24 protein-coding genes and 2 pseudogenes are annotated in these 25427 nt (G+C 67.2%); 7 read left to right on the plus strand and 19 right to left on the minus strand.

The annotated features are described in order from the left end of the window. The first annotated feature begins 74 nt into the window (after positions 1-74). Positions 75-1559, plus strand: coding sequence for an MFS transporter (locus ACZ54P_RS02970; protein ID WP_465459865.1), 1485 nt, complete (start codon positions 75-77; stop codon positions 1557-1559). A gap of 18 nt (positions 1560-1577) precedes the next feature. Further along, positions 1578-2966, plus strand: coding sequence for an FAD-binding oxidoreductase (locus tag ACZ54P_RS02975; RefSeq protein WP_465459866.1), 1389 nt, complete (start codon positions 1578-1580; stop codon positions 2964-2966). 76 nt (positions 2967-3042) lie between these two features. Here the strand turns inward: ACZ54P_RS02975 and ACZ54P_RS02980 are convergent, their stop codons facing one another. The 4 genes from ACZ54P_RS02980 to ACZ54P_RS02995 form a co-directional block, all read right to left on the minus strand. Next, on the minus strand, positions 3043-3765 hold the full coding sequence (locus ACZ54P_RS02980; RefSeq protein WP_465459867.1) for a DedA family protein: 723 nt from the start codon (positions 3763-3765) through the stop codon (positions 3043-3045). Positions 3766-3818: 53 nt separating this feature from the next. After that, positions 3819-4220 carry a hypothetical protein gene (locus ACZ54P_RS02985; RefSeq protein WP_465459868.1) on the minus strand — a complete coding sequence of 134 codons (402 nt, stop codon included), beginning with the start codon at positions 4218-4220 and terminating at the stop codon, positions 3819-3821. 17 nt (positions 4221-4237) lie between these two features. Beyond that, positions 4238-5440 (minus strand): N-acetylglucosamine-6-phosphate deacetylase, encoded by a 1203-nt coding sequence (gene nagA / locus ACZ54P_RS02990; protein ID WP_465460225.1) that lies wholly within the window; start codon positions 5438-5440, stop codon positions 4238-4240. Positions 5441-5531: 91 nt separating this feature from the next. Continuing rightward, complete coding sequence (locus tag ACZ54P_RS02995) at positions 5532-6107, minus strand: SigE family RNA polymerase sigma factor (protein WP_061981841.1); 576 nt, start codon at positions 6105-6107, stop codon at positions 5532-5534. 139 nt (positions 6108-6246) lie between these two features. Here ACZ54P_RS02995 and ACZ54P_RS03000 point away from each other — a divergent pair, with 139 nt between their 5' ends. Next, a complete protein-coding gene (locus tag ACZ54P_RS03000; RefSeq protein ID WP_465459869.1) occupies positions 6247-6531 on the plus strand; it encodes a YciI family protein in 285 nt (94 codons plus the stop codon). A gap of 4 nt (positions 6532-6535) precedes the next feature. On the opposite strand, the gene ACZ54P_RS03005 is transcribed toward ACZ54P_RS03000, so the two are convergent. From ACZ54P_RS03005 to ACZ54P_RS03030, 6 genes and pseudogenes are all read right to left on the minus strand, one after another. Next, positions 6536-7570 carry a PDR/VanB family oxidoreductase gene (locus ACZ54P_RS03005; protein WP_465459870.1) on the minus strand — a complete coding sequence of 345 codons (1035 nt, stop codon included), beginning with the start codon at positions 7568-7570 and terminating at the stop codon, positions 6536-6538. Beyond that, positions 7567-8433, minus strand: coding sequence for a metal-dependent hydrolase (locus ACZ54P_RS03010; RefSeq protein ID WP_465459871.1), 867 nt, complete (start codon positions 8431-8433; stop codon positions 7567-7569). The genes ACZ54P_RS03005 and ACZ54P_RS03010 overlap by 4 nt, the downstream gene beginning before the upstream one ends. Further along, complete coding sequence (locus ACZ54P_RS03015; RefSeq protein WP_465459872.1) at positions 8430-9902, minus strand: flavin-containing monooxygenase; 1473 nt, start codon at positions 9900-9902, stop codon at positions 8430-8432. Before ACZ54P_RS03015 ends, ACZ54P_RS03010 begins: the two co-directional genes overlap by 4 nt. A gap of 81 nt (positions 9903-9983) precedes the next feature. Then, entirely contained in the window at positions 9984-10457 is a 474-nt protein-coding gene (locus ACZ54P_RS03020) for a pyridoxamine 5'-phosphate oxidase family protein (RefSeq protein ID WP_465459873.1), read from the minus strand. A 6-nt stretch (positions 10458-10463) separates the two neighbouring features. Continuing rightward, entirely contained in the window at positions 10464-11363 is a 900-nt protein-coding gene (locus ACZ54P_RS03025; RefSeq protein WP_465459874.1) for an SDR family oxidoreductase, read from the minus strand. A gap of 148 nt (positions 11364-11511) precedes the next feature. Continuing rightward, positions 11512-12437: pseudogene (locus ACZ54P_RS03030) on the minus strand (aldo/keto reductase). 50 nt (positions 12438-12487) lie between these two features. Here ACZ54P_RS03030 and ACZ54P_RS03035 point away from each other — a divergent pair. Next, positions 12488-13309, plus strand: coding sequence for an LLM class F420-dependent oxidoreductase (locus tag ACZ54P_RS03035; protein ID WP_465459875.1), 822 nt, complete (start codon positions 12488-12490; stop codon positions 13307-13309). 83 nt (positions 13310-13392) lie between these two features. After that, a complete protein-coding gene (gene fbaA / locus ACZ54P_RS03040) occupies positions 13393-14424 on the plus strand; it encodes a class II fructose-bisphosphate aldolase (protein ID WP_465459876.1) in 1032 nt (343 codons plus the stop codon). A gap of 82 nt (positions 14425-14506) precedes the next feature. On the opposite strand, the gene ACZ54P_RS03045 is transcribed toward fbaA, so the two are convergent. Beyond that, positions 14507-15724 carry a hypothetical protein gene (locus tag ACZ54P_RS03045; protein ID WP_465459877.1) on the minus strand — a complete coding sequence of 406 codons (1218 nt, stop codon included), beginning with the start codon at positions 15722-15724 and terminating at the stop codon, positions 14507-14509. Positions 15725-15955: 231 nt separating this feature from the next. Between ACZ54P_RS03045 and ACZ54P_RS03050 the strand changes: the two genes are divergently transcribed. Further along, positions 15956-16363: a DUF3151 domain-containing protein gene (locus ACZ54P_RS03050; RefSeq protein WP_465459878.1), complete on the plus strand. Its 408-nt coding sequence runs from the start codon at positions 15956-15958 to the stop codon at positions 16361-16363. A 68-nt stretch (positions 16364-16431) separates the two neighbouring features. On the opposite strand, the gene ACZ54P_RS03055 is transcribed toward ACZ54P_RS03050, so the two are convergent. Further along, positions 16432-17658, minus strand: coding sequence for a lipase family protein (locus ACZ54P_RS03055; protein WP_465459879.1), 1227 nt, complete (start codon positions 17656-17658; stop codon positions 16432-16434). Between the two features lie 134 nt (positions 17659-17792). Between ACZ54P_RS03055 and ACZ54P_RS03060 the strand changes: the two genes are divergently transcribed. Next, positions 17793-18374 carry a TetR/AcrR family transcriptional regulator gene (locus tag ACZ54P_RS03060; RefSeq protein ID WP_465460226.1) on the plus strand — a complete coding sequence of 194 codons (582 nt, stop codon included), beginning with the start codon at positions 17793-17795 and terminating at the stop codon, positions 18372-18374. Here the strand turns inward: ACZ54P_RS03060 and ACZ54P_RS03065 are convergent, their stop codons facing one another. From ACZ54P_RS03065 to ACZ54P_RS03095, 7 genes and pseudogenes are all read right to left on the minus strand, one after another. After that, positions 18375-19685, minus strand: a complete 1311-nt coding sequence (locus ACZ54P_RS03065) for a sensor domain-containing diguanylate cyclase (protein ID WP_465459880.1) — start codon at positions 19683-19685, stop codon at positions 18375-18377. It lies immediately after the preceding gene. A 202-nt stretch (positions 19686-19887) separates the two neighbouring features. After that, a complete protein-coding gene (locus ACZ54P_RS03070; RefSeq protein ID WP_465459881.1) occupies positions 19888-21141 on the minus strand; it encodes an MFS transporter in 1254 nt (417 codons plus the stop codon). Between the two features lie 145 nt (positions 21142-21286). Then, positions 21287-21676, minus strand: coding sequence for a GNAT family N-acetyltransferase (locus ACZ54P_RS03075; RefSeq protein ID WP_465460227.1), 390 nt, complete (start codon positions 21674-21676; stop codon positions 21287-21289). Positions 21677-21682: 6 nt separating this feature from the next. Beyond that, positions 21683-21829, minus strand: a pseudogene (locus ACZ54P_RS03080) (LLM class flavin-dependent oxidoreductase); the annotation flags it as partial. Between the two features lie 33 nt (positions 21830-21862). Then, positions 21863-23098 (minus strand): HNH endonuclease signature motif containing protein, encoded by a 1236-nt coding sequence (locus ACZ54P_RS03085; RefSeq protein ID WP_465459882.1) that lies wholly within the window; start codon positions 23096-23098, stop codon positions 21863-21865. A 675-nt stretch (positions 23099-23773) separates the two neighbouring features. Further along, positions 23774-24424 (minus strand): GmrSD restriction endonuclease domain-containing protein, encoded by a 651-nt coding sequence (locus ACZ54P_RS03090; RefSeq protein ID WP_465459883.1) that lies wholly within the window; start codon positions 24422-24424, stop codon positions 23774-23776. 294 nt (positions 24425-24718) lie between these two features. Next, the gene (locus ACZ54P_RS03095) at positions 24719-25399 is read right to left on the minus strand and encodes a hypothetical protein (RefSeq protein ID WP_465459884.1); all 681 of its coding nucleotides are present in this window, start codon (positions 25397-25399) and stop codon (positions 24719-24721) included. Positions 25400-25427 lie beyond the last annotated feature (28 nt).

Consider the following 25427-nt stretch of genomic DNA (forward strand, 5'->3'; position numbering starts at 1 on the left):
TCTGGACGGTTTACTTTCGATCAGGGCGGTAACTGTACCGTCCAGACGGTTTACCTAATTGAGGAGAGTGCGCCATGGCGGGGCGCAAGCAGTGGTGGGCGTTGGCGGTACTGGTGCTTCCGGTGCTGCTGATCAGCGTGGACATGACGGTGCTCGGCTTCGCGCTGCCGTTCCTGTCCGAGGATCTGGCGCCCACCGGTGCCGAACAGTTGTGGATCGTCGACATCTACTCGTTCATGCTGGCGGGGCTGCTGGTGCTGATGGGCACCCTCGGTGACCGCATCGGCCGCCGGAAGCTGCTGCTCGCCGGCGCCGCCGCGTTCGGTGCCGCCTCGGTCCTCGCGGCCTTCTCCACCAGCGCGTTCATGCTGATCATCGCCCGCGCGTTGCTCGGTGTCGGCGGTGCGACGCTGATGCCGTCGACGTTGTCGTTGATCCGCAGCATCTTCCTCGACGCCAAACAGCGCCGGATCGCGATCGGCGTGTGGAGCGCCGGGTTCTCCGGCGGGATGGCGGTCGGGCCGGTGCTCGGCGGCTGGCTGCTGGAGCATTTCTGGTGGGGTTCGGTGTTCCTCATCAACGTCCCGGTGATGCTGGTGCTGCTGATCGTCGGGCCGTTCGTGCTGCCGGAGGCGCGTGACCCGAAGCCGGGCCGCTTCGACCCGCTGTCGGCGCTGCTGTCACTGGCCGCGATGCTGCCGGTGGTCTACGGCATCAAGCTGATCGCCGAACACGGCTTCACCGGGAAAGCCGCGATCAGTGTCCTGATCGGTCTCGCGCTCGGCGTCGTGTTCGTGCGCAGGCAGAACCACCTCGACGAGCCGATGCTCGATTTGAAACTGTTCTCTAACCGGGCCTTCAGTGCCTCCGTCGTGACGAACATGCTCGGCGTGTTCGCCATGGTCGGTCTGCTGTTCCTGGTGCCGCAGTATCTGCAGCTGGTGCTGGGACTGACCCCGGTCGTCGCCGCGCTGTGGCTGCTCCCGGCGACGGTCGCCGGTGTCGCCGGTGCGCTTCTCGCGGCCTGGCTCGCGAAGCGGATCCGGGTTTCCGTGCTGGTCAGTGGCGGCCTGCTGGTCGCCGCGGTCGGGTTCCTGGCGTTGACCCAGGTCTCGTCCGGCGGCGGACTCGCCTACGTAGTGGTGTCGTTCACGTTGCTCGGGGGCGGTGTCGCCCTGTCGGAAACGCTGACGAACGACCTGGTCGTCTCGGCCGCTCCGGCCGAGCGGGCCGGCGCGGCGTCGGCGATCTCCGAGACCGGGTTCGAGCTGGGCGGTGCGCTCGGCACCGCGATCCTGGGCAGCGTCGCGACCGCGGTTTACCGCGCCGGCCTGCCGGAGGGTACGGCCGAATCCGCGCGGGACACGCTCGGTGGTGCTGTCGCCACGGCGCAACAGCTCGCTCCCGCGGAAGGGGAAGCGCTCCTGGAGTCGGCTCGCGAAGCCTTCACGCAGGGTGTGCACGTCACCGCATGGGCAGGCGTCGCCGTGCTCGTCTATACAGGGGTACAGGCCTTCATTCTCCTTAACCGGAAGAAAAATTCCGCAGTGCGGATCTGATGCGCTTACGATGGAGGTATGAGCAACGAAGCCTTGGTCACCCGCCTCCGTGAGCACCTAGGAAAGGCCGCGGTGCTCACCGACTCCGACGTCACGGACGCCTACTCGCGCGACATGATGCCGCTGGCCTCGGCGGGCAAGCCACTCGCGGTGGTGCTGCCGTCCGATGTGGAGGGTGTGCAGGCCGTGGTCAAGGCCTGTGCGGAGTTCGGGGTGCCGATCGTGCCCCGCGGCGCCGGCAGTGGCCTGTCCGGCGCCGCGAACGCGATCGACGGCTGCGTCATGCTGGTGCTGACCAAACTCGACCAGGTCGTCGAGATCGACGCGGCCAACCGGCTCGCCGTCGTGCAGCCCGGCGTGGTGAACCTCGATTTCCGCAACGCGGTGGAGAAGCACGGCCTGTTCTACCCGCCGGACCCGTCCAGCTACGACTGGTGCACCATCGGCGGCAACCTGTCCACCAACGCCGGTGGCCTGTGCTGTGTGAAGTACGGCGTCACCACGGACTCCGTACTGGGCCTGGAAGTCGTGCTCGCCGACGGGTCGGTGCTGAAGACCGGGCGCCGCACGGTGAAGGGCGTCGCGGGCTACGACCTCGCCCGGCTCTTCGTCGGCAGCGAAGGCACGCTCGGCGTGATCACGCAGGCGACAGTGGCGCTGAAACCGTTGCCGCAGCTGCCTTCCACGTTCGTCGCGGGCTTCAGCAGCACGGAAGCCGCCGGGGAAGCCGTCGCGCGAGTCGTGCGCGAGGGGCTGGTGCCGTCGCTGCTGGAGATCATGGACGCGACGTCCATCAAAGCCGCCGAGACCTATCTCAAGGCCGACGTCGGCGCGGGAACGGACTGCAAGGCCTTGCTGCTCGCGCAATCCGACTCCGGCGGCGAGGTCGCGCGGCGGGAACTCGCGGCGCTGGAACAGATCTGCGTCGACTGCGGCGCGGATCTCGCCTACGCCACCGACGATCTCGAAGAGGGCAAGATGCTGCTGCAGGTGCGGCGGGTCGTGCTCACCGCGCTGGAGCTGTACGGCGTCTGGCTGACCGACGACGTCTGCGTGCCGCGCACCCGGATCGCCGAACTGATCGCCGGATGCGAGCGGATCAGCGAAGAGGTGGGGCTGCGGATCGCCGTCGTCGGCCACGCCGGTGACGGCAACATGCACCCGACGATCGTCTACGCGCCGGACTCCGAGGACGAGTTCGCCCGCGCTCAGAAGGCTTTCGACGCGATTCTGGACGTCAGCCTGTCACTGGGCGGGACGGTCACCGGCGAGCACGGCATTGGCCGGATCAAACGCGAGTGGCTCGCCAAGGAGATCGGCGAAGTCGGGCTCAAGGTGCACCGCCAGATCAAGCAGGCGCTGGACCCGGGGAACCTCTTCAACCCGGGCTCGATGTTCTCCCTCTAGCGCAATGAAGGGGCCTTTCATCGCAAGATTTGCGATGAAAGGCCCCTTCATTGCGTGAACGGGGCGACCGAGCGGGTCAGTCGCGGATCCGCGGGATCTGCTGCGTGATGTCCTCGGCGGTGTCGGCGACGATGCCGGTCGCGGTGGCGCCGTGCTTCTTCTCGCGGCGCGACTTCACGTACTCGAGCACGATCGGCACCACCGACACCAGCACGATCAGGATGAAGATCGCGTCGATGTTGTCCCGGATGAACGGGATGTCGCCGAGCAGGTGGCCGAGCGCGGTGATCCCGGCGGCCCACAGGATGCCGCCGATGACGGTGTAGGTGAAGTACTTCTTCGGGTCCATCTTGCCGATGCCCGCGATCCAGGTGATGAACGTCCGCACGAACGGCACGAACCTCGCCAGCACGACCGCCTTCGGCCCGTGCTTCTCCAGGAAGGCGTGGGTCTGGTCGACGTACTTCTTGTTGAAGAACTTCGAGTCCGGCTTGCGGAACAGCCAGGGGCCGACCTTCCAGCCGAGGCCGTAGCCGAGCAGGTTGCCGAGCAGGGCCGCGACGGTGACCAGCAAGCAGACCAGCCACAGCGGGGCTTGGATCTTGTCCGAGGCGATCAGCAGGCCGGCGGTGAACAGCAGAGAGTCACCGGGCAGCACCGGGAAGACGCTGCTCTCGATGAAGATGATCAGGCAGAGCACGGTGATGACCGGGACGGTCAGCCCGTTCAGCAGGTGCATCGGGTCCAGCCACTCGGGCAGGAGCCCCATCGTCGTCACGTTGTTCTGCGCCAGGATCACACCAAAACGGTACAGGGTGACGCTGAGTGGCTTGACCCGACGGGGAAGGCGGCTCAGATCAGTGTGAGCAGCCCGATCACCGAACCGGCCGCCAGTCCCAGCAGCACGGCCAGCAGCAACACCCAGTGCGCGGGCAGGGGCGCACTGCCGGGCGAAGGGGCCGGAGGCGGCGTCGGCCGCTCCGTCAGCCTGGCCGTTTCCGCGTCCTCCAATGCGACGCGCTCGCGTTCGAGCGAGTCGGCACTCGCGCCGGACAGCAACCCGTACTGCAGCGGAAGTTCGTGTTCTCCCGGAGACGAGTCGGGATTCTCCGAGCCGTCGGAACTACTCTCGGTGTCCGATTCGACCGGTTTCTCGGTAGAAGTCTCGGTGATCCGCTCAGTGGAAGGCGCGAAGACGGCTTGAGCGCGCAAGGCGTCGGCCAGGAGCTTTTCCGGGTCCTTGGGCTCGCTCATCCGGACTCCTCTCGCCGCTACCCGTCGCTGACCGACACACCACCTTCGACCGCGCCGCTCAGCGGGGCCGTGGCGCTCAATGTAGCCGCCGCCTCGTCCTTGACCCACTCGCCCTGGCGCAGCACCTTGGCCGGTCGCAGGTCGCGGTCGAGCACCACGACGTCGGCCGCGAGACCGGCGCGCAGCGACCCGGTCCGGTCGGCGATGCCGAGCAGTTCGGCAGGCCTGCCGGAGGTCGCGCGGACGGCGTCGAGCAGGTCGATACCCGCGCCGCGGACGAGGTTGCGGAAGGCCGCGTCCATGGTCAGCGTGCTGCCCGCCAGCGAGCCGTTCCCGGCCAGCGTGGCGACCCCGTCACGGACGTCGACCTCGAGGCGGCCGAGGATGTAGCTGCCGTCGGCGGCGTCGGTGGCCGACATGGCGTCGGTGATGAGCACCGTCCGGCCCTTGCCCGCGTGGTGCGCGGCCAGCCGCAGCACCGTGGGATGCACGTGGACGAGGTCGCAGATCAGCTCGACGGTGATCCGCTCGTCGTCCAGGAGCGCGCCGATCGGGCCCGGCTCGCGGTGGTGGAGCGGGCGCATGGCGTTGAAGAGGTGTGTCGCGACGGAGGCGCCGGCGTCGATCGCCGGGATGATCTGGTCCTCGACGCCGTCGGTGTGCCCGATGGCGGCGATGACGCCCGATTCGGCCAGCTGCCGGACCGCCTTGATCCCGCCGTGCAGTTCGGGGGCGAGGGTGACCATCCGGATGTCACCGCGGCCCGCGGTGAGCAGCGCGTTGACCGTCGCCGTGTCCGGTTCGATCAGCGTCGCCGGATCGTGTGCCCCGCAGCGCGCCTTCGAGATGAAGGGTCCTTCGAGGTGAATGCCGGCAAGTTCACCCTCTTGGACCAGCTCTCGAAGGGCCGCGATCTGGTCTCGCAGCACCGGAATGGGGTCCGAGACGAGACTGCCGAGCATGGTCGTGGTCCCGTGTCGCCGATGCGCGCGGACGGCGCGATACAGCTCCTCGGGGTTCGCACTGGAGAACGACCCGCCCCCGCCGCCATGGCAGTGGGTGTCGATGAAACCCGGCACGACCAGGCACCCGTCGACAGGGACGCGGTCGATGTCCGGGGGTGTCCCGGACCCGACTTGGACGATCTTGCCGCCGGCGATAGCCAGCCAGCCGTCGTCGAGTACACGGTCCGGGGCGACGACCCGGCCGCCCACGATCACGAAATCTCCGGCGCCTCTCACGCCCCCCAGCATATATTGGTCTGGACCAAGCATGGCGGCACAACCCAGCGCTCGAGAGTGAGGCCGGGTGTCAGTTCGGCGACTGCATCGCTTTCTGCAGTGCCTCCAGCGCCCGGCTGGCGGTTGACTTCACGGTACCTTTGGAAATACCGGCGGCCTCGGAGATCTCGGCCTCACTCAGCCCACCGTAGTAACGGAGTACCAGAACTTCACGCTGACGCGGGGGCAGTTTGGACAAAGCGCTCACCACGGCCTGATGTTCACTCGACAGCATGGCGAGGCTTTCGGCCGAACGCGCGTTGACCGCGTGCGGCGCGACGTACTCGCGAGCGGTCTTGCGGCGGCGCAGCACGCTGCGTGATCCGTTGACCACGGCGGTGCGCAGGTAGCCGACGGCCGCGGCGGCGTCGCGCAGCCGTCCCCAGTTGCGGTGCAGCCCGGTGAACGCCTCCTGCACGACGTCCTCGGCGGTGGCCGGTTCGTCCACGAGCAGGATGGCCAACCGGACGAGCCGCATCCGATGCTGGCGATAGAGATCCTCGAGGGTCAGTGGTGCCGCAGGCGGCGGTGGCGTGACCGGTCCGTCCATGGTGCGCAGATGGCCGAGGGTCACCTCGACACTGCGTTCCGCGTTGCCCTCGAGCATGTACCCCTACCTGTTCATTTACCCCTTTGAAGCACAACCTGTGCGTGGCGCTCGATCAGCGTATCGGGTGGGGCGGGAGTCCTGCCTGATCGGATCCTGAGAAGCTGAGGCGTCTGTTGGAACGACCTTGGAGATGTCGATGGCCTGGTTCCTGGTGGAGATCACGTACGTGCAGGAGAAGCTGGCGGACGTGCGTCCCCGGCACCGGGAATTCCTTTCCCGCCTCGCCGACCAGGGCGTCGTCGCGCTCGGCGGCCCGCTGGGCGACGGCTCCGGCGGCATCTCGATGTACCAGGCGGCGGACGAGGCGGCACTGCGGGAGATCATCGACCAGGATCCGTACCACCTCGAGGGTGTCGTCGCGGAGCGGTCCGTGCGCGAGTTCAAGCCGGTGATCGGCTCCTGGATCCCCAAGGAATCCTGACGGCTCAGAGATCGAGGGCGACCGGCTCGCGTTCGACGCAGATTCGGACGCGGTCGCCGGTCACCGTCGGCAGCTCGCAGGTCCCGCAGAACCCCTGACGGCACGAATACGCGATACCGGGCACGGTTTCGCGCAGGACGTCGAGCGTCGTCCGGTCGGCAGGCACGGCCAGCGTGACGCCACTGCGGGCCAAGGTGACCCGGAACGGTTCGCCGCCGACGATCGGTGGCGTCGAGAACCGCTCGAAAAAGACCGGACCGGACGTGCGCGGTGCCGCGTCCGTCCGGACGCCGACGATCATCGGAACGGGGCCACAGCAGTAGATCGGCGCCTGTTCGGGCATGCCTTCGAGGAGTTCCGCGCCCGAGGCGGGGATGCCGTATTCGGTGTCCGGCCGGATCCAGACGCGGTCGCCGGACAGCGCAGATGAGCTCTCGGCGGGAAAGAGTGCCTCGATCTGGGCCAATTCCTCCACGAACGGCATCGAGGCCCGATCGCGGCCGGTGTAGACCAAGCGCCAGTCCGCGCCGGAGGCGGCGGCTTGCCGCACCATGGGCAGGATCGGCGTGATCCCGATGCCGCCCGCGACGAACAGATACGACGGACTCGCGACGAACGGGAACGCGTTGCGCGGTCCCCGCACGGTGATCCGCGCGCCCTTCTTCAATCCGTGCACCGCCGTGGATCCCTCGCCGAGCAGCCGGACGCCGACGCGGTAGACCGAGCGGTCGTCCGGGTCGCCGCACAGTGAGTACTGCCGGACCAGCCCCGGCCGCGGCGAGAGGTCGACGTGCGCGCCGGGCCGCCAGCGCGGCAGAACCTCGCCGCGTTCGTGCACCATCCGGAGGCTGACGACGCCTTCGGCTTCGGTGCGGACGTCGTCGACCACCAGCGGGAGAGCACGGTCGACGGCGAGTACCGGGGGACGACGGCGCCCGCTCATCCCGCTGAGCCTGCGATACAGCGCGACGACACCGGTCAGCGACGCCATCGCGCGGTCGGTCCGCCCGCTGCCGTCGAGCCGCAGCGGGCGCGTCATCGTGGTCCGTCGGCGGCCAGCGCGGCCGGGGAATTCGCGAGATACGCGACGGCCTGATCGGTGTCGCCGGTTTCGGTCGGGTGATAGGACTTCCGGAAATACGGCAGGATTTCGCGCCGCAGCTGCCTTCCCGAGGGCAGCAGCCCGAGCTTCGCGACGCGCAGATAGGTCCGGAAACTCGTCTTGCCCGGCCGCGTCGGATCGTTCTTCATGAGGAACCTGGTGCCTCGCAAGAAGACCCAGGCGAGCACCGGGGTCACCACGATCATGCTGCGGACGCGGCGGCCGTAGCGACCGTCGAGGTGCATGAACAGGTCGAAGGCGACAGAGCGGTGCTCGACCTCTTCGGCACCGTGCCAGCGCAGGAGATCCAGCATCGTCGGGTGGGCACCGGCGGCGTCGAGTGCTTCGGCGTCGAGGATCCATTGGCCGAGGAACGCGGTGTAGTGCTCGATCGCGGCGACGATGGCGAGCCGTTCGATCAGCCATTCCTCACGGCGCTTGGCGGACAGCGGGCGATCACCGAGCAGGCGGCGGAACATCCATTCCATCTGCGCGATGAACGGCCGCACGTGCACGCCGGCCGCTTCGAGGTGTTCGGCGGCGCCGTCATGTGCCTCGGCGTGCATGGCCTCCTGGCCGATGAAGCCGAGGACGTCTTCCTTGAGTCGTTCGTCGCGGATCAGCGGTACGGCCTGCTTGAACACCTCGACGAACCAGCGTTCGCCTTCCGGCAGCGCCAGATGCAGCACATTGATCGTGTGCGTCGCCTGCGGTTCGCCGGGGATCCAGTGCATCGGCAACGATCCCCAGTCGAACTTGACGTCGCGTGCGTGCAGGACGATCTGCTCGTGGTCCGTCATGACGCCCGCCCGCTGAGTTCGAAGTCGCTCGGGTCGACCTTGCGGGTTTCGAGCCAGTAGCGCCAGGTGAACCCGGGCCAGATCGTGCGGTTGACGCCCTTGGCGTCGAGATACCAGCTCTTGCAGCCACCCTGGGTCCACACGCCTTTGACGAGCTTGTCCTGGATCTCGCGCTGGAACTTCTCCTGGACACCGGCACGGACGTCGAGCGCCTCGGCGCCGCGCGAGTCGGCGAGCTTGATCGCGTCGACGACGTAGCGCGCCTGTGATTCGATCATGAACACCACGGAGTTGTGGCCCAGCGCGGTGTTGGGGCCGAGGAGGAAGAACAGGTTGGGGAAGCCGGAGACGCTGATGCCCTTGTGCGTGCGCATCCCCTCGGTCGCCCATTCCTTGGCGAGGTCGCGGCCGTCGATCCCGGTGATGTCCAGGTATTCCAAGGCATCCGTGACCTTGAACCCGGTGCCGTAGATGATCGCGTCGACCTCGTGCTCGACGCCGTCGCCGTCGACGACGCTGTGCGCCTTGACCTCGCGAACGCCGTCGGTGTTGACGTCCACATTGGACTGATTGATCGCCGGGTAGTAGTCGTTGGAGATCAGTACCCGCTTGCAGCCCATGGTGTAGTCGGGCGTGACCTTCTTGCGCAGCTTGGGGTCCTTGATGGCCTTGCCGATGTGGCGCTTCGCGATCACCTCACCCGCCTTCATGATCGCGGGGTGGCCGTTGAAGCCGACGGCGCGCACTTCGAGGAACCAGTAGAGCGCGTTGCGGTAAAGCCGTTGTACGCCGGGAATCCGGCGGAACGCGGTCTTGGCCCAGCGAGGCATGGCGTGATCGGGCTTCGGCATGATCCACGGCGGCGTGCGCTGGAACAGCGTCAGCTCGTCGACCTCGGGGGCGATCCGCGGGACGAACTGGACCGCGCTGGCGCCGGTGCCGACCACGGCGACCTTCTTGCCGCGCAGGTCGTATTCGTGGTTCCACTGCGCGGAATGCCAGGTCTGGCCCTTGAAGTTCTCGATCCCGGGCAGCGTGGGGAGCTGCGGGATGTGCAGGCCGCCGACGCCGGAGACGACGAACTGGGCCTCGATGTCCTTGCCCGCCTTGGTGTGGACGTGCCAGCGCCGCGTGGTGTCGTCCCAGGTGGCGCCGGTGAGTTCGACGCCGAACCGGATCTTGCGGCGCAGTCGGTACTTGTCGGTGACGTCCTTGAGGTACTGGAAGATCTCCGGCGCCGGCGAGAACGACCGCGACCAGTCGGGGTTCTGCTCGTAGGAGAACGAGTACATGTGGGACTGCACGTCGCAGGCGCAGCCGGGGTACGAGTTGTCCCGCCAAGTACCGCCGACTTCGTCCGCCTTCTCCAGGATGACGTAGTCCCGGATTCCGGCTTTTTCGAGCTGGATGGCCTGGCCGAGCCCGGAGAACCCGGTGCCCACGATCACGACCTTGACTCGCTCGGTCATCTGGCAATCCTCCACTTCGAGGCGTTCGTGCCCAGATGACGTTACCGGAAGTAACAGTTACTTGCTAGTACTACCTACCTGTCAGTACGTCCCGCCGAGCTTCGTGTGATCCCAGCTCACGATCTTGGTCGGCGTGAAAATCAGCCCGATCCGCTTCGGGGCCTGCTTGCCGATGAAGCCCGTGAGCTCGTCCGGAACCGGGTCCCCCGGCTTCGCGCCCGCGTAGCGCTGCATGAGGTTGACACCCATCTGCGTGACCACGGCCGTCTCGGTGACGATCTCGACATCGGCTTCGAGTGAGACCCCGCGCAGCTTGTCGTAGCTGTCGCCGTCCTCGATGAGCACGGTGGCGCGCGGGTCACGCTCCAGGTTCTTCGCCTTCTGCGACGTGCCATAAGTCCAGGTTGCGACGCCGGACTCGTGCGGGTAGTACCAGAGGGGCGCCAGATGCGGACGGCCGTTCGGGCCCATCGTCGCGACGTTGATGACCTTCTGCTCGTCGAGGAACGCGGTGAGCTCGTCGGGCGTCATGCGGATCTGGTCGCGACGGGACATACGTGGTCAACCCTTCGGTTTGGACGCTGTGGCGGCCCGGCCTGCCTGACCGGTTATGGAAGATTCGTACGCGCCACGCCGCTCGATGTCCACGAGTGCGGCCGCGTCGGCCTTCTTGATCCGGCTCTTCGCGCCGATCTCGATGATCGGCGGCAGGAACGCGCGGATCAGCTTGAGGCCGCCGACCCAGCGGGGCACGTGGACCGTGCGGGCGCGTTTGTTGATCCCGGCCTGCAGGTGGTCGAGCGCGACGGACAGCGGGTAGGTCTTGCCGAGCAGGCCGGGCATACCGGTGCGGAGCTTGCCGAAAACCGGGTGCTTGTCGGCGCTCTCGACGAGGTCGGTGCGGATCCAGGTCGGGTGTGCGACGCCGACCTTCACGCCGAGGTGGGCGACTTCGGCGCGGAAGCTGTTGCAGAACGCTTCGACGCCCGCCTTCGCGGCGGCGTAGTTGGACATGCCGGGAGCATGGGTGATCGCGGCCAGCGACGAGATCGCGAGCAGGTAACCCTTGCGGTCGATGACATGCGGAAGGGTGACGCGGAAGGTGCGCCAGACGCCAAGCAGGTCGACCTCGATGACCTTCTCGAAGGCGGCCGGATCCACCGACCGGACGAAACCGGAGGTCGCGATGCCGGCGTTCGCGATGACGATGTCGATCCCGCCGAAGTGTTCGACGACGCCGGCGGTGGCGCGTTCGAGGTCGTCCCAGCTGGTGACGTCGGCTTCCCAGGCGTGAGCGCTGGGGCCGATCTTCTCGGCGACGGCCTTCTGTTCCCCGGCTTCGATGCCGACCAAAGCGACCTTCGCGCCCTGCGCGGCCAGGCGCTCGGCGAGCCCCGCGCCGATGCCTCTGGCGGCGCCGGTGATCAGGACGACCTTGCCGTTCACGCTGTTCTTGGCCACGTTGCCTCCTCGTCCGAGTCCTACGGCTTTCGGACGGTACCGCAACCTACCCGGAGTAAGCTACCCACAAGTAAGTATGCGTTTCGTCCTCTGAATGCGGTAGTTGGTAATGCGAACCACCGCATTCAGAGGACGAAACGCGGGGGCCTCAGGCCGAGGCGGAGGTGAGGGCCTCGACCTCGTCGGCGGTGAGGGCCAGGTCGACGGCGGGCAGGAGATCGTTCAGCTGCTCGACCGAGCGGGCGCTCGCGATGGGCGCGGTGACGGTCGGCTGGGCGAACAGCCACGCGAGCGAAACCGCCGCGACGGAGACGCCGCGACGGAGACGCCGCGCGAGGCCGCGACCTCGTCGAGCGCCGACAGGACCCGCTCGCCACGTTCGTCCAAATAGGACGAAGCGCGGGCGGCGCGCGGGCTGTCGCCGAGGTTCTCCTTCGAACGGTACTTCCCGGCGAGGAAACCCTTGGCCAGCGCGAAGTATGGCAGGACGGTCAAGCGTTCGCGCTCGACCGTCGGCGCCAGGTCGCGTTCGTAGTCCCGCTCCACGAGGTTGTAGTGCGGTTGCAGCGCGACGAACTTCGCCAGACCTTCGCGGTCCGAAATGGACAGTGCTTCGCCCAGCCGTTCCGCGGAGTAGTTCGACGCCGCGATGTAGCGCACCTTGCCCGCGCGCACGAGCTCGTCGAAGGCGCGCAGCGTCTCTTCGATCGGGGTCTCCGGGTCGTCGATGTGCGCATAATAGAGGTCGATGTGGTCGGTCCGGAGCCGTCGCAGCGAGTCCTCGGCCGCCGCCGCGATGTTCGCCGCCGAGAGCCCCTTCCGCTCGTCCCACATCCCGGTCTTGGTCGCGATGACGACGTCGTCGCGACGGCCGCGCTTGGCCAGCCAGTCACCGATGATCGTCTCGGAACCGCCCTTGGCGTACAGATCCGCGGTGTCGATGAAGTTGCCGCCCGCCGCCGTGTAGGCGTCGAGGACGGCGAAGGACTGCTCCTGGTCCGCGGTCCAGCCGAAAACGTTCCCACCCAGGTTGATCCCCTGGACATCGAGGTCGGTGCCGCCGAGTTTCGCCATACCTCGAACTTAAGGGAAGACATCGGCGAAAGCAGGCGTTGGCTCGGGACATGGGAATCGAACTCGGCAGGATCGGCATCTGGCAGATCGAAGGCGTGCTCACCACTGAGCTCGCGCGTGAGGTGGAAAAACTCGGCTACGGCGCCATCTGGATCGGCGGCTCGCCATCGGGTGATCTCGCGAAGGCGGAGGAGCTCCTCGACGCGACGAAGACGATCAAGGTGGCCACCGGCATCGTTAACATCTGGCAGGACGACGCGGCCACGGTCGCCGAGTCGTACCAGCGTCTCGCCGCGAAGCATCCGGACCGGTTCCTGCTCGGCATCGGTGCTGGGCACCGGGAGCAGACCGCCGAGTTCAAGAAGCCGTACACGGCGCTGGTCGAGTACCTCGACGCGCTCGACGCCGCCGGAGTGCCCGTCGAGGGCCGCGCGCTCGCCGCACTCGGCCCGAAGGTGATCAAACTCGCAGGAGACCGCACCGCGGGAGCCCACCCCTACCTGATGACCCCCGAGCACACCCGTCAGGCGCGCGAGATCCTCGGCGAAGGACCGCTGCTCGCGCCCGAACAGAAGGTCGTCCTCGAGACCGACCCGGCGAAGGCGCGTGAGGTCGGGCGGCAGACCGTCAAGTTCTACCTGGGGTTGGTCAACTACACGAACTCCCTGCGCAAACTCGGTTTCACCGACGAGGACCTGGCAGGCGAGGGCAGCGACAAGCTGGTCGACGCGCTGGCCGTCCACGGCGACGCCGAGACGGTCGCTCGCGGCGTCACCGCGCACCTCGAAGCCGGAGCGGACCACGTGAACATCCAGGTACTGAACTCCGACCCGCTGCCGGTCTACCGGGCGCTCGCCGGCGTCCTTCTCTGACACGACGGCTGTAGGCACCTCCCGGCCGACCTCGTACGATGCGGCCGAGAGGTGCACCAGCCTGCTTCGAGGAGGAGTAAACGATGCCCATCGCCACCCCCGAGGTCTACGCGGAGATGCTCGACCGGGCGAAGGCGAACGAATTCGCCTACCCGGCCATCAACGTGACTTCGTCGGAGACCCTGAACGCCGCGATCCGCGGGTTCGCCGAGGCGGAGAGCGACGGGATCATCCAGTTCTCCACCGGCGGCGCGGAGTTCGCTTCCGGCCAGAAGGTCAAGGACATGGTGACCGGTTCGGTCGCGCTCGCCGAGTTCGCCCAGGTCGTCGCCGCCAAGTACGACGTGAACGTCGCGCTGCACACCGACCACTGCCCGAAGGACAAGCTCGACGGCTTCGTCCGCCCGCTGATCGAGATCTCGGCCGAGCGGGTCAAGAACGGGCAGCACCCGCTGTTCCAGAGCCACATGTGGGACGGCTCCGCGATCGACCTCGACGAGAACCTCGAGATCGCGCAGGAACTGCTCGCCAAGGCCGCGGCCGCGAACATCATCCTCGAGGTCGAGATCGGCGTCGTCGGTGGCGAGGAAGACGGCGTCGAGGCCGAGATCAACGAGAAGCTGTACACCGCCGAAGGCGACTTCCTGAAGACGATCGACGCGCTCGGCTCCGGCGAGAACGGCCGCTACCTGCTGGCCGCGACCTTCGGCAACGTGCACGGCGTCTACAAGCCCGGCAACGTGAAGCTGCGCCCGGACGTGCTCAAGGGCGGCCAGGAAGCGGCGTCGAAGAAGCTCGGCCTCCCGGCCGGCTCGAAGCCGTTCGAGCTGGTCTTCCACGGTGGTTCCGGCTCGCTGCCGGAGGAGATCCGCGAGGCGGTGTCCTACGGCGTCGTGAAGATGAACGTCGACACCGACACGCAGTACGCCTTCACCCGCCCGATCGCGGACCACTTCTTCAAGAACTACGACGGTGTGCTGAAGATCGACGGCGAGGTCGGCAACAAGAAGGTCTACGACCCGCGCAGCTACCTCAAGGCCGCCGAGGCCGGCATGGCCGCGCGCGTCGTCGAGGCCGCGCAGTCGCTGGGTTCGGCGGGCAACAAGCTCTCCTGACCCGCTTCGGTACGTCATGAGGGGTCCCCATAGGACGAAATTTGTCCTGTGGGGACCCCTCATGACACCCGGAGGAGAAGGGTCAGGCGGTCGGAAGCCCCGAGCGCTCGCGACGTCGCTCCAGCACCGAGTTCACCGCGCGCGTCCCCGGCCCGGCGGCGGCCCACAGCGCGCCGACGCCGACCAGGCAGACCGCAGCCGTCCAGTAGGCGACCGGCGGCGCCGATTCCGTGTGCGCGTCGCCGAGGAACCACGGCCGGAACTGCGACTGCACCCACAGCATCCCGTAGCCGAAGGACGTCACCAGCAGCGCGCCGACACCCGCCGTCAGCAGCGGATGACCACGGCCGATGCGGAACGCCAGGTCCACCGCGAGGCCGACGGCGAGCAGGTAGAACGGCACGACCGAGATCGGGAAGCCCATCCCGAGCAGCAGCGGCCACATCACCAGCCGGTAGCCGAGGTAGAGGGCGGCGACCGTCGTCCCGGCCCAGCGGAAACCGGTCGTGTACCGCGCCAGCGCGAAGATCAGCGCCATCACGCCGATACCCCACAGCGGGTAGACCCAGTCGTCGATCGGCATCGTGAAGTACTCGACGGCCACCCGGTCGACCGGATGCCCGATCTGATTGGCGGCGAAGTTCAGCAGTTCGGCTTCGGCCTCGGGCGTGCCGCGCTCCCAGGCGCGCAGGCCGAGGATGCCGTATTCCTGCTGGCCGTTCGGAAAGAACGTGTTCTCCAGGAAGAACACCCACAGTCCGATCAGGACCCCGGTGCGTGTCCGGCCGGGCTTGGCGTACTTCAGCCAGCCCATGATCACGCCCGCCTGCATGATGCCCGTGCCGATGTAGAGCATCATGTGCGACGGGCTCCACGCGGTCAGGTCGAGGCCGTTGACGCGGTGGTTGATGACGTCCAGCGGCGCCGCGATGAGGAAGACCACGAGTCCGACCTGCATCAGCCGCAGCGAACGCCGGTCGGCGCCCATCCCGGTGTAGCTGTGGATCGCGACGAGCACCATGATGATCACCGTGCCGACGGTGTTGATCAGGTGCGGCGGGGCGAGGTCGTCCCGGAGCCACATGAAATGCCACGACATGTCCCAGGACGAGCCCACCATCTTGAAGGCGAACGCGGCGAGCCACATGCCGTAGCAGAAGTTCAGCACCCAGTCCGGCGTCGCCTGTCCCGGCGCGCCGCGGTGCCAGTGGAGCTTGAAGAACAGCCTGGTCTTCGCGATCGGGCTGCGGGGGATGACACCCGGCGAAAGGTCCCCGGTCACTTCTGTCGCCTTTGTCATACGGACATCTTCCCTGCTCCAGATCACGGGACGGGCATTCGGGGTCGAAAATCGGGGTTCACCCGTAGGGGTGGCGGATTTGCGATCAGCGGGCGAAGCAGGGCAAGGTGTGCCGCCATGATGCCGAAACGACTTGTCGCGGCGGTACTCGTCGCCGCTCTGGTGCTGGCCGGCGCGGGCATTCTCGGGAGCCTGTTCTTCTAGACAGAGGCTGTCGGCACAATGGCCAGCATGACGAACCTCCTCGGCCCCCAGCCGACGCACCTTCCCGAGCACACCGCCGCGCAAGCGGCGCTGGACGCCGGGAGCGACCCGGCCGCCGTCGCCGCCGAGCACCCCGACTACAGCGAGGCCTGGGCCGCGCTCGCCGAGAAGGCGTTCGAAGCCGGTGAGACCGTCGCCGCCTACGCGTACGCCCGCACCGGTTACCACCGCGGCCTCGACCAGCTCCGCCGCGCGGGCTGGAAGGGACACGGTCCGGTGCCGTGGGCGCACCGCCCGAACCAGGGCTTCCTGCGCGCCCTCGCCGTCCTCGGCAAGGCCGCCGGCAAGATCGGCGAGACCGAGGAGTACGACCGCTGCCGGACCTTCCTCAGCGACTCGGACCCGGCCGCCTCGGAGGCGACCGGCCTCAAGTAGCGCGCAATGAAAGGTCCTTTCCTTGCAAATTTTGCAAGGAAAGGACCTTTCATGGCACTTGGTGACCCCTAGAACAGCCCGCAGTTCCCCGGAGCAGGCAGCCCCGCGAAGCGTCCCTCAAGCCAAGCGAAAGCCTCCGGGAAAGCGCGGATGGCCCCACCGACATGCGTCGGAACCAGCGAAGTCGAGAACTGCACCTTCGCCCCCTTCGCGCACCACGAGCGCGCCATGGTCCGCCCCTGCGGGTAGGGCACGATGTCGTCCAGTGCGCTGTGGACGACCAGCGTCGGCGCACCGGGCTTTCGTGCCCCGATCAGCTGTTCCCCGACCCGCGTTTTGTACGGCTCCTCGCCGAGATACGCGGTCAGCGGCCTGCCGTCGTTGGTCAGGTCCTTCGACTGGGTGAACGCGTGCGCGAAGATCGCGTCGGCCGTGCACTCCTGCTTGACCTTCTCGAACGCCTCCTTGCCCTTGGCGTTGAGCAGGTTCGGGAGGTTCAGCTCCGGATACGCCGCGTCCATGCTGACCAGCGTGAACCCGAGGAATCCGAACGCGTAGTGCCCGTCGATGTTCTTGCCGACTTCGGCCAGATCCGCCGGGACGGCGCCCGCGTACGAGCCCTTCAGCTTGAGTTCGGGGGCGTACGACGGCTGCAGTTCGGCGGCCGACGCCGACGCTCCGCCGCCCTGTGAGTACCCCGCGGTCGCGACCGGGCCGTTGTCGGGAAGGTTCGCTTCGGGCAGGCGCTGTGCCGCGCGGATCGAGTCGAGCACGGCGTTGCCCTCGGCGACGCGGTTGACGTAGGTGTGGACGCCGGGGGTGCCGAGGCCTTCGTAGTCGGTGACGACGATGCCGTAGCCGCGAAGCAGCAGCCCGGCGATGAAGGGCCCTTCGTACTCCGTGCCCGCGGCGAGGGCCTTCGATGGCGCGCACTGGTCGCCGACGCCCTGCGTTCCGGCCGCGTAGCCGACGACCGGCCGCTCGCCGGGGCCGGTCCACGCCTTCTTCGGGGTGAGGACGGTGCCGGTCACGGCGTTGGGCCTGCCGTGGGTGTCGGTGCTGCGGTACATGATCCGCTGGACGTCGGCGTCGGCCTTGATGAGTTTCACGGGATCGACGTAGAACGTGGACGGTTCGTGCCGGATGATGTCGCCGGGAGCACCCGCTGGCAGCGGCGACGGGGGGTCGTAGAAGGACGGGGCGGCGACGGCCTGCGGTGCCCCGAAGGTCAGCAGTGCCGCGACGGTGGCCGCTGAGACGGCGGCGGACACACCGCGCCGGGATCCTGAACGCATGCTTGCTCCTCGTTGAGCACAAACATTTTCGACAGAGGTGTCGAAAAAGAGAGTCAGTGAGGTGGCGCACAATGTCAAGTCCGGCGCCGAGAGGGCGACCCCGCAAACTCCCGATCGGCGAGCAACGCGCCCGGGTGCTGGGTGCGGCTGCCGGGGTCTTCGCGGTGCACGGCGCGCAGGCCGCGACGATCGAGCAGATCGCCCGCCGGGCAGGCGTGTCCCGGCAGGCCGTCTACGAGCAGTTCGGCGACCGCACGACGCTGTTCGCCCAGGTCGTGGCGGATATCGAAGAACGCGCCTTCGAGGCGATCGGCGCGCCCGCCCTCGACTCTTCGCAGCCCGAACTCCGGTCGTGGGCGCGCGCCAACTACGCCAACATGTTCGCTTTCGTCGCGGCGAACCCCGAGGCGTTCCCGGTCCTGCGCGAGGCGGAACGCATGGGCGATCCGGCCCTGACGCGGTTGCGGGAGCGGCTCGCGGGCGTCTACACCGAGGCGAGCAGGCAGCGCTGGGCCAGCCACGGCGTCGAGTCGGGCCGCGCGGACAAAGCGTTGGTCACCCTGTTCTTCGCGATGACCGAAGCGCTCGTCCAGGCGAGCTGGGACGGTGAGCCGCCCGACGCGGACGCGCTCATCGACCTGCTCACCGAATTCACCGTCGGAGGCGTGGTCCGCCTTCGGACCGCGGCCGCCGACGTGATGGAACGACTGAGGTAACTAAGCGACGGCCTCCAGCGCGGGCTCTTCGACGGTCGCCGTCAGGTCCGGTGAAGACACGACGCGGTTGCGCCCGTTGCGTTTCGCCGCGTAGACGGAAGCGTCGGCCGAAGCCATCACCTCTTCGATCGTCCTGCCGTCGAGCGGGAAGGTCGCGACGCCGACGGACGCGGTCCGCTGCTCGATGACCACGTGGTTGCCCTCGTTGTCGTGGGTCTTGATCACCATCTCGCTGATCCGCTGGCGGATGCGCTCGGCGACCGCGACGGACTCCTGCTTCGACGACGATGTCAGGAGCACGACGAACTCCTCCCCGCCGAACCGGCCGGCGAGGTCCTGCGTCCGGGTTTCGGACTTGACCAGCGCCGCGACCCCCTTGAGCACGTCGTCGCCCGCCAGGTGACCGTAGGTGTCGTTGATGCTCTTGAAGTGGTCGAGGTCGATCATCAACGCGCCGAACTGACCGTTCTCGCGCTCGGCGCGGGCGACCTCACGGACGGCGCCCTGCTGCCAGGTGGTGGCGTTGAGCAGCTGGGTTTTCTGGTCGGTGGTGGCGAGTTGTTCGAGCTGCTTGATCAGCACCGAACGCTGCAGCAGGTACAGCGGCAGGAAGACGAGCAGGACGAGCACCGGCTGATGCGGCAGCACGGCGAGCACCAGCGCGCCGATGCAGACGGTGGAGGCTTCCAGGATGTTGTCGTCCCAAGAGCCGAAAAGAGTCTGTACCGAAGCCTTCGCCGGCGCCGCGAAATAGAGGCCGGCCCCGGTGAAGACGGCGTTCGTCAGGAAGAACGCCAGTCCGGCGGCGCAGATCGACGTCACCGACTCCGGGGCGGCCCCGACCACCTGCACGGCGGCCCAGGTGGCGAAGGCGGTCAGCGTCATCGATGTGGCGTTCGCCACAGTTCGGTGCGGGTTGACCGTCCGGAGACCCGCCCAGCTGCGGTATCCGAGGTGCAGATAGATCACGGCCACGAGAAGCGCGGTGAGCTGCGGCGGGAGCAGGATCGCGCCAGGCAGCACCCAGACCGAGGTCATGTTGATGTGCGGGGTGACGCTCATGCTGCGCCGCTGCCGCTCGATCCGCCGGGTCGCCTCGGTGTGCGCGATGGCGAGGCCCGCGAGCAGAAAACACAACAGGACCTGCGAAGACGTAATGGAGATGGATGCGGCGAAGACCCCCGTCAGCGCCAGCATCGCCGCCACGGATAGCCCGGTGTAGGCGATCCAGTGTTCAGGCCTCTTCCACAGCTCCCACGTCGCTACCGTGAGAGCCGAACGATGTCCAGCGCGTTCCTCCGATGTGATCATCTTTCCCCCTGACTCTTGCGTGATTCTCCGAAACCCCCTACTTACCGACAGCTTCCACCGACTTGCGGGCTGTCGACAAGCTCCCTAGGTGTGTACTTTTCTCTGAGAGGGTCGAGGGAAAGGTGCCAGCGATGGCCGGTAGGGATCAGTGAACTGGGGCGCAGCCCGCGGGCCGCGCGTGTGAGCCGGCGCGTGGAACACCTCAATGTTCCGCGCGTGCGGCGTCTTTCTCCTGCCATCTGTCCGGGTCCTTGGTGAGGTTCCGGCCCCAGCTCAGCGCGAGCGGAATCGTCAGCACCAATCCCGCAAGGCCGAAGACGCCGACCGTCGACGGCGGGCCGATCTGATCGGCCAGGACGCCGCCGATCAGCGGGCTGAGGCCCATGGTCGTGGTCAGGCCGGTGTTCGAAAGGCCCATCACCTGAGCCCTGCTTTCGTCCGGCACCGCCAGCGTCAGTGACGCTGTCGCCTGCATGAGCGCGACGGTGCCGAAAGCGCCGCAGACGACGAACAACACGATCGACGTCGCCGGGCCCGGCTGCAGGAAGCACAGCAGCAGCGGGATCGCCGTGAGCGCCGAAAGCGGTCCGATCAGTTTCGGCCGGATGTGCGCAGGCACCCAGCGCGAGTAGATGTATGCGCCGATCACACTCCCGAGCGGATCGGCCGCCAGCAACAGGCCGATGACCTGCGGCCCGCCGCCCGAGGCCTCGGCGTAGGGCGCGGCGATGCCCTCGTACACCGGCAGCAGGCCCATCAGCCAGGTGAACAGCAGCAACGCGCGCAGCCCCGAGCTGGCGAAGATGATCTTCCCGCCCGAGCCGATCGACGCGAAGAACGACTTGCGCTTCTCGCCCGTCGCCGCGGCGGGCCGGGCGGCCAGCCCGAGCCGGACGAACAACGCCGAGATCAGGAACGTGACCGCGTCCAGCGCGAGGGCGATATGGGGTTCGAGCGCGGTCAGCAGGAGACCACCACCGGCGAACCCGGCCAGCTGCGCCGACTGGACGGTCATGCTGCGGATGGCCATGCCGACGACGAACCGGTCGCCTTCGAGGATCTGGGGCAGCAGCGCCAGCTGAGCGGCCTTGAACGGCGGGTTCAGCAGCGAGACGGCGCCGACGAGGACGCACAGCACCCAGAACGGCAGCACTGGAACGGCGACCAACGCGATCAGCGCCGCCCGCAGCAGGTCCACGACCACCATCACGGTCCGACGGGGGAAGCGGTCCGCGAAGCCGGTGAGGAAGATGCCGCCGAGCAACGACGGCGCGTAGGTCAGCGCGTAGGTGAGGCCGGTCAGGGTCGCCGAGCGGGTTTCGGTGAAGACGAGGACCGAGAGCGCGACTCTGGCGAGCTGATCACCGAAGATCGAGAAGAGTTCGGCGAACCAGAGCGAACGGAACTCGGCTACCCCGAACACCTCGCGGTAAGTGACCCGTCCGGCCGAAGCCATGCTGCCCCCAATAGGGTCCTTATGATGCGACAAACTCGTGACCGAGAGTAACGCGGTCACGAGCTCGTCACGAAGCGTCATTCGTTCACGTAAGTGTCTCCTGACTGTTGGTGATTGGCTAGGTTCTTTCGCCGGGTTTCTGGGGTTAGAGATCTTTTTCGAAGGCGAGAAGCTCCACGCCGCCGGGATCGACTGTGTCCGTGGTGGCGTCCCGGTAACCGGTATTGCGGTACAGACCTGCGGCTTCGGGATGTTTAGGGCCTGTCGTCAGGAAAATCCGGGTGTAGCCACGTCGTTTGGCTTCGGATTTCAGCTCCGCGACAATGAGCCGCGCGAACCCGCGACGCCGGTGCGCGGAGTGGGTCCAGACGCGTTTTCGACTTCGCTGTGTGATCGTCATAACGCTTGAACGCGCGGTCGGCCACGCTGACGCCATCCGCCAAAAGGATGAGCAAGCCGCCATCCGGTGGAGTGAACAAGCCAGCTGGGTAGCGGTTGATCCGACCGCGAACGGCCTGATTTCGAACTCAGCCATCGTTGGGAGCCCTTCCCGCGCCGAGGCCGTCTTCGCGGCATCGAGCTTGGCGACCTCTTCGCGCACGATCGGGATGACGTAGCGGCCGAAGTCGATCGTGTCGCCCAGCAGGTCGTAGCCACGCGCCGAGAGGATGTCGACGCCGAGGTCGTAGAGGAATCGGGCCGTCGCGTTCGGTGCTTCGGCCTATGCCTTGAGGTGCATGGTGTTGCGCCTCGGAGTCCCGGTGGGGTCGAGGTAAGCGGGTGCAGTGAACTCCGGCAGCCCATCCTGCGCGATCTGTACCTTCCATTCGCTGTGGTGGATCAGCCGGTGGTGCTTGGTGCACAGCAGCACGAGGTTGTCGATTTTCGTCTCACCATGATGTCGCCAGAAAACGATGTGGTGTGCGGTGCAGCGGGGTACCGGCATATCGCAGCCGGGAAACGCGCAGCCGCCATCGCGGATGGTCAGGGCGTACTTCTGCGCCAACGACACCGTCCGTTTGGACCGCCCGATGTCCAACGGTTCACCAGCAGTACCGAGAACACCAGGCCGAACGCGGGCGTCACAGGCCAAGATCCGCGCGTCGGTGGCACTGATCGGCCCGACCAGATCCAGATGCGCCTCACCGAGATCGTTGATCAGGTCGTCGTAGGACATGGTGACGAGGATGTGGGTGGCTTCCCCGGCCTGGCCGGGCAGATTTCGGCTCGTGGTCTTGAGTCGGACGTAGTCGGTGAAGGCGTCGCCGTAGCGTTCGTCGTGGGTGCGGGAGTCGCGGATCCCGTCGATGGCTTTGTGGGGTTTGGCCATGGGGTCGAGGTCGGAATTCAACCGCGCATAGGTTTCGAGGTCGAGGGTGCCGTCACGGTGTTTGACGAACCGCAACTCCGGCCGCATGTCTTTCGGGTCCTCATTGCGGGGTTCTTTCCCGTCGGGGTCGAGCTTGTCGAGTAGGCGTCGTCCGGCGCGGGCGATCTGCCGGGGCCCGGCCCGGCGAGCCAGCTCGACGAGGATCTTTTCTCCACCGCGCACGTCTTCTTCCGGGACGGTGGAGGGGATGCGGGCGAGGGTGCGGATGATCGCGTCGATCCGACTGCCGCCGATCGCGCCCTCGGCGGCGCCTTCGGCGGTCAAGGGCGCCAGCGGCGGCACGACCTCGCCACCCACCACCACCCCGGGATGCAAAGCCAGGACCCGGTCGGCGCGGGCATTGGCTTCCCTGTCGGTCACACGGAAGTCCTCGAAGATCAGCGCCGACAGCGTCGAATGACCAGAACATCCACGAACCCCACGATTATTGATTTCCGCGAGAATCGCATTCTGCTCCGCATCCAACCGGCGCTTGAGTACTTCGATTTCCTGTTTGCGGGCATGCAGCGTCGCAGTATCGGCACGCCACCACTCGGAGCGTACTTGAGGACTGTTTTCGCTGGCCACGAACTCAACGATACCGAAGATCGAACACGTGTGCTAGTTCGATTTGCGTAGCGGTCGGCCCGGGATCATTGCACCCGATAGAGGTCAAACTGCGGCCAAGCAACTGCGCGGAGCAACAAATTTACAAGACGCGAAGAGTGCGTAGGCGCCTTCGCGCCTGGGAAAGGGTGTGAAGGTTGAGTTAGTCCGGCTGAGCCGTGTGGAGTCTCCTCGCAACAGCCCTTCTCCGCCGAGACACGACACGGGGCCTCACCCTCAACAGAAACCCGAATCACCACTCGCGGCCAGCTCGACCGATCCGTGCCGGCGCGCTTATCCCTTGCGTGCGGCGAACTTCTCCAGTCTCCGCACGACATGGCGGCGATCTCGTGCCGCGGCTTGGCCGCGACCTCACGCCTTTGCAGAAGGCCAGATAGCCGGAACCGAGCTGGGATTTCGGGCCGAGCGCCTTGACCGCGTCCAGGCTGCTTTGCTTGGCCAGCCACGGTATTCCCAGCCGCAGCGTGCCGCCGGGTTTGGGTGTACCGGCGTCGGCGCCCGTCGTCCCACCGCGGCGGTACGGGACACCGGGTGACCTCCAGCGGGGAACGGGGCGCGCTCGTGCCCGCGCCGACCCGAGGAATGCGTGTGAAGGCCTTCTTCCCTCGGCTCAGCCGAGGGAAGAAGGCGATCAGGTCAGCAGCGGTTGAGCATGTCGGTGAGCGCGGTCTTCTCGGCCGACTTGATGGTGAGCTTGTACTTGTATTTCACCGTGGTCCACATCTTCGCGTAGGTGCACCAGTAGCCGACGGTCGGCGGTTTCCAGGCGTCCGGCGACTTGTCGCCCTTCTCCTGGTTGACGTTGTCGGTGACGGCGATCAGCTGCGGCGCGTTGAGGTCGTTCGCGAACGCCTGCCGCTGCGAGGTGGTCCACGACGAGGCCCCGGTGCGCCACGCGGCGGCGAGCGGCACGACGTGGTCGATGTCCACATCGGACGCCGCGGTCCAGGTGGCGCCGTCGTACGGGCTGGCCCAGCTGCCGGAGACGGCGGCGCAACTGCTGTCCTGTTGCACGTTCGTACCATCCCGTTTGAGCACGACCTCGCGGGTGTTGCAGCTGTTGCCCTGGTCGGACCAGTGCGGGAACTTGTCGCGGCTGTACCCGGTCGACGAGCCGTCCGGCTGGACGGTCAGCGCGGCGAGCTGCGTCTTGGCGGTGTCGGCGGACGGGATGCCCGGCGGGGTCGCTTCGGCGACGCCGACGACGCCTGCCGAGACGATCGCCGAGACGATCGCCGAGACGGCGAGAACGGTGAAGGAGCGACGAACAGCAAGCGCAGTCGGCATATTGCTGCCTCCGTGTCAGGTTTGGGGACCTGGTCACCTTGAGGGACGGAAATGGCCCACGCAACACCGTCGAGTGACACCCTGCTGGACATTTGTGAACGTCGAGTGACCACCATGCTGCGTTTCGTCCTCTAAATGCGGTCCTTGCGTGTGCAAGTACCGCATTTAGAGGACGAAATTCGCAGGCCAGGGGCTCGCGCCGCACAGGGTGGCCAGAGCGCGGGAGGACTGAGGTGTCGCGTGAAAGTGTTTCGGAAGTCCAGCGGAAGGTTCTGGGCCGATCGGGCGAACGAGCTAGACCAGCCCGCGGACCAGCCGGAGGTCCTCGGTGTGCCGGTACCAGGTCCACCGGCTCATCGCGCGCGGGTGGATGACGCCGTCGCTGCTCGGCCGGGTCGGGATGCACCCGAGCTGGAACGCCCGCGCGTACTGCGTCGAGGGCCGCTTGAAGAGCGTCCCCTTGGTCACCCGGACCATCAGCCCCGGCCCGCTCGCGTCCGGTTCGACCTCGATCGAACGCGCCGGACCGCGCAGCACCGTGTGCTCGTCGCAGTAGGCCACGCCGCGCACCATGCCGACCACGCCCCGGCCGACGAGCACGCCGCCGGTGTCGTCCCGGATCAGCGGTACCGGGTCGACCTCGCCGCGCAGCGCGAGCCCGAGGGCGCGCAGCGGCTGGGTCGGCAGGCTCCAGATGCGGGCCACGTCGGAGTCCGGGGACGACGGCACGAAGCCGAGCGACACGCCGGAGAGCTGTTCCTTTCGTAACAGTCGAAGTGCGACCGCCGCCAGATCGGCGTCGGTGCCCGCGACCACGAGGTGATCGTGTTCGCCCAGCAAGGGGTCGATATCCGCCTTGCCGGGACGGCTCGGGACGCGCACCATTTCGACGTCGTCGATCTCCGGCAGGGTGGGCTCGCCCGCCGGACAGACCACCACTATTCCGCGCACCCGAAGGCCCTCCGTTACGCTCATGCACCGGCATTTACCAGCGCCAAACCAC

The organism is Amycolatopsis sp. NPDC034160 (assembly GCF_055575355.1).

Coding starts and splice junctions, on each gene's coding strand:
- ACZ54P_RS03010 (WP_465459871.1), bottom strand. CDS start 8,433: ATGACGGACCACGAGCAGATCGTCCTGCACGCACGCGACGTCAAGTTC.
- ACZ54P_RS03005 (WP_465459870.1), bottom strand. CDS start 7,570: ATGACGCGCCCGCTGCGGCTCGACGGCAGCGGGCGGACCGACCGCGCG.
- ACZ54P_RS03050 (WP_465459878.1), top strand. CDS start 15,956: ATGACGAACCTCCTCGGCCCCCAGCCGACGCACCTTCCCGAGCACACC.
- ACZ54P_RS03000 (WP_465459869.1), top strand. CDS start 6,247: ATGGCCTGGTTCCTGGTGGAGATCACGTACGTGCAGGAGAAGCTGGCG.
- ACZ54P_RS03045 (WP_465459877.1), bottom strand. CDS start 15,724: ATGACAAAGGCGACAGAAGTGACCGGGGACCTTTCGCCGGGTGTCATC.
- ACZ54P_RS02970 (WP_465459865.1), top strand. CDS start 75: ATGGCGGGGCGCAAGCAGTGGTGGGCGTTGGCGGTACTGGTGCTTCCG.
- ACZ54P_RS03015 (WP_465459872.1), bottom strand. CDS start 9,902: ATGACCGAGCGAGTCAAGGTCGTGATCGTGGGCACCGGGTTCTCCGGG.
- ACZ54P_RS03075 (WP_465460227.1), bottom strand. CDS start 21,676: ATGGCTGAGTTCGAAATCAGGCCGTTCGCGGTCGGATCAACCGCTACC.
- ACZ54P_RS03065 (WP_465459880.1), bottom strand. CDS start 19,685: ATGATCACATCGGAGGAACGCGCTGGACATCGTTCGGCTCTCACGGTA.
- ACZ54P_RS02985 (WP_465459868.1), bottom strand. CDS start 4,220: ATGAGCGAGCCCAAGGACCCGGAAAAGCTCCTGGCCGACGCCTTGCGC.
- ACZ54P_RS02995 (WP_061981841.1), bottom strand. CDS start 6,107: ATGCTCGAGGGCAACGCGGAACGCAGTGTCGAGGTGACCCTCGGCCAT.
- ACZ54P_RS03070 (WP_465459881.1), bottom strand. CDS start 21,141: ATGGCTTCGGCCGGACGGGTCACTTACCGCGAGGTGTTCGGGGTAGCC.
- ACZ54P_RS02975 (WP_465459866.1), top strand. CDS start 1,578: ATGAGCAACGAAGCCTTGGTCACCCGCCTCCGTGAGCACCTAGGAAAG.
- ACZ54P_RS03035 (WP_465459875.1), top strand. CDS start 12,488: ATGGGAATCGAACTCGGCAGGATCGGCATCTGGCAGATCGAAGGCGTG.
- ACZ54P_RS03095 (WP_465459884.1), bottom strand. CDS start 25,399: ATGAGCGTAACGGAGGGCCTTCGGGTGCGCGGAATAGTGGTGGTCTGT.
- ACZ54P_RS03090 (WP_465459883.1), bottom strand. CDS start 24,424: ATGCCGACTGCGCTTGCTGTTCGTCGCTCCTTCACCGTTCTCGCCGTC.
- fbaA (WP_465459876.1), top strand. CDS start 13,393: ATGCCCATCGCCACCCCCGAGGTCTACGCGGAGATGCTCGACCGGGCG.
- ACZ54P_RS03020 (WP_465459873.1), bottom strand. CDS start 10,457: ATGTCCCGTCGCGACCAGATCCGCATGACGCCCGACGAGCTCACCGCG.
- ACZ54P_RS03055 (WP_465459879.1), bottom strand. CDS start 17,658: ATGCGTTCAGGATCCCGGCGCGGTGTGTCCGCCGCCGTCTCAGCGGCC.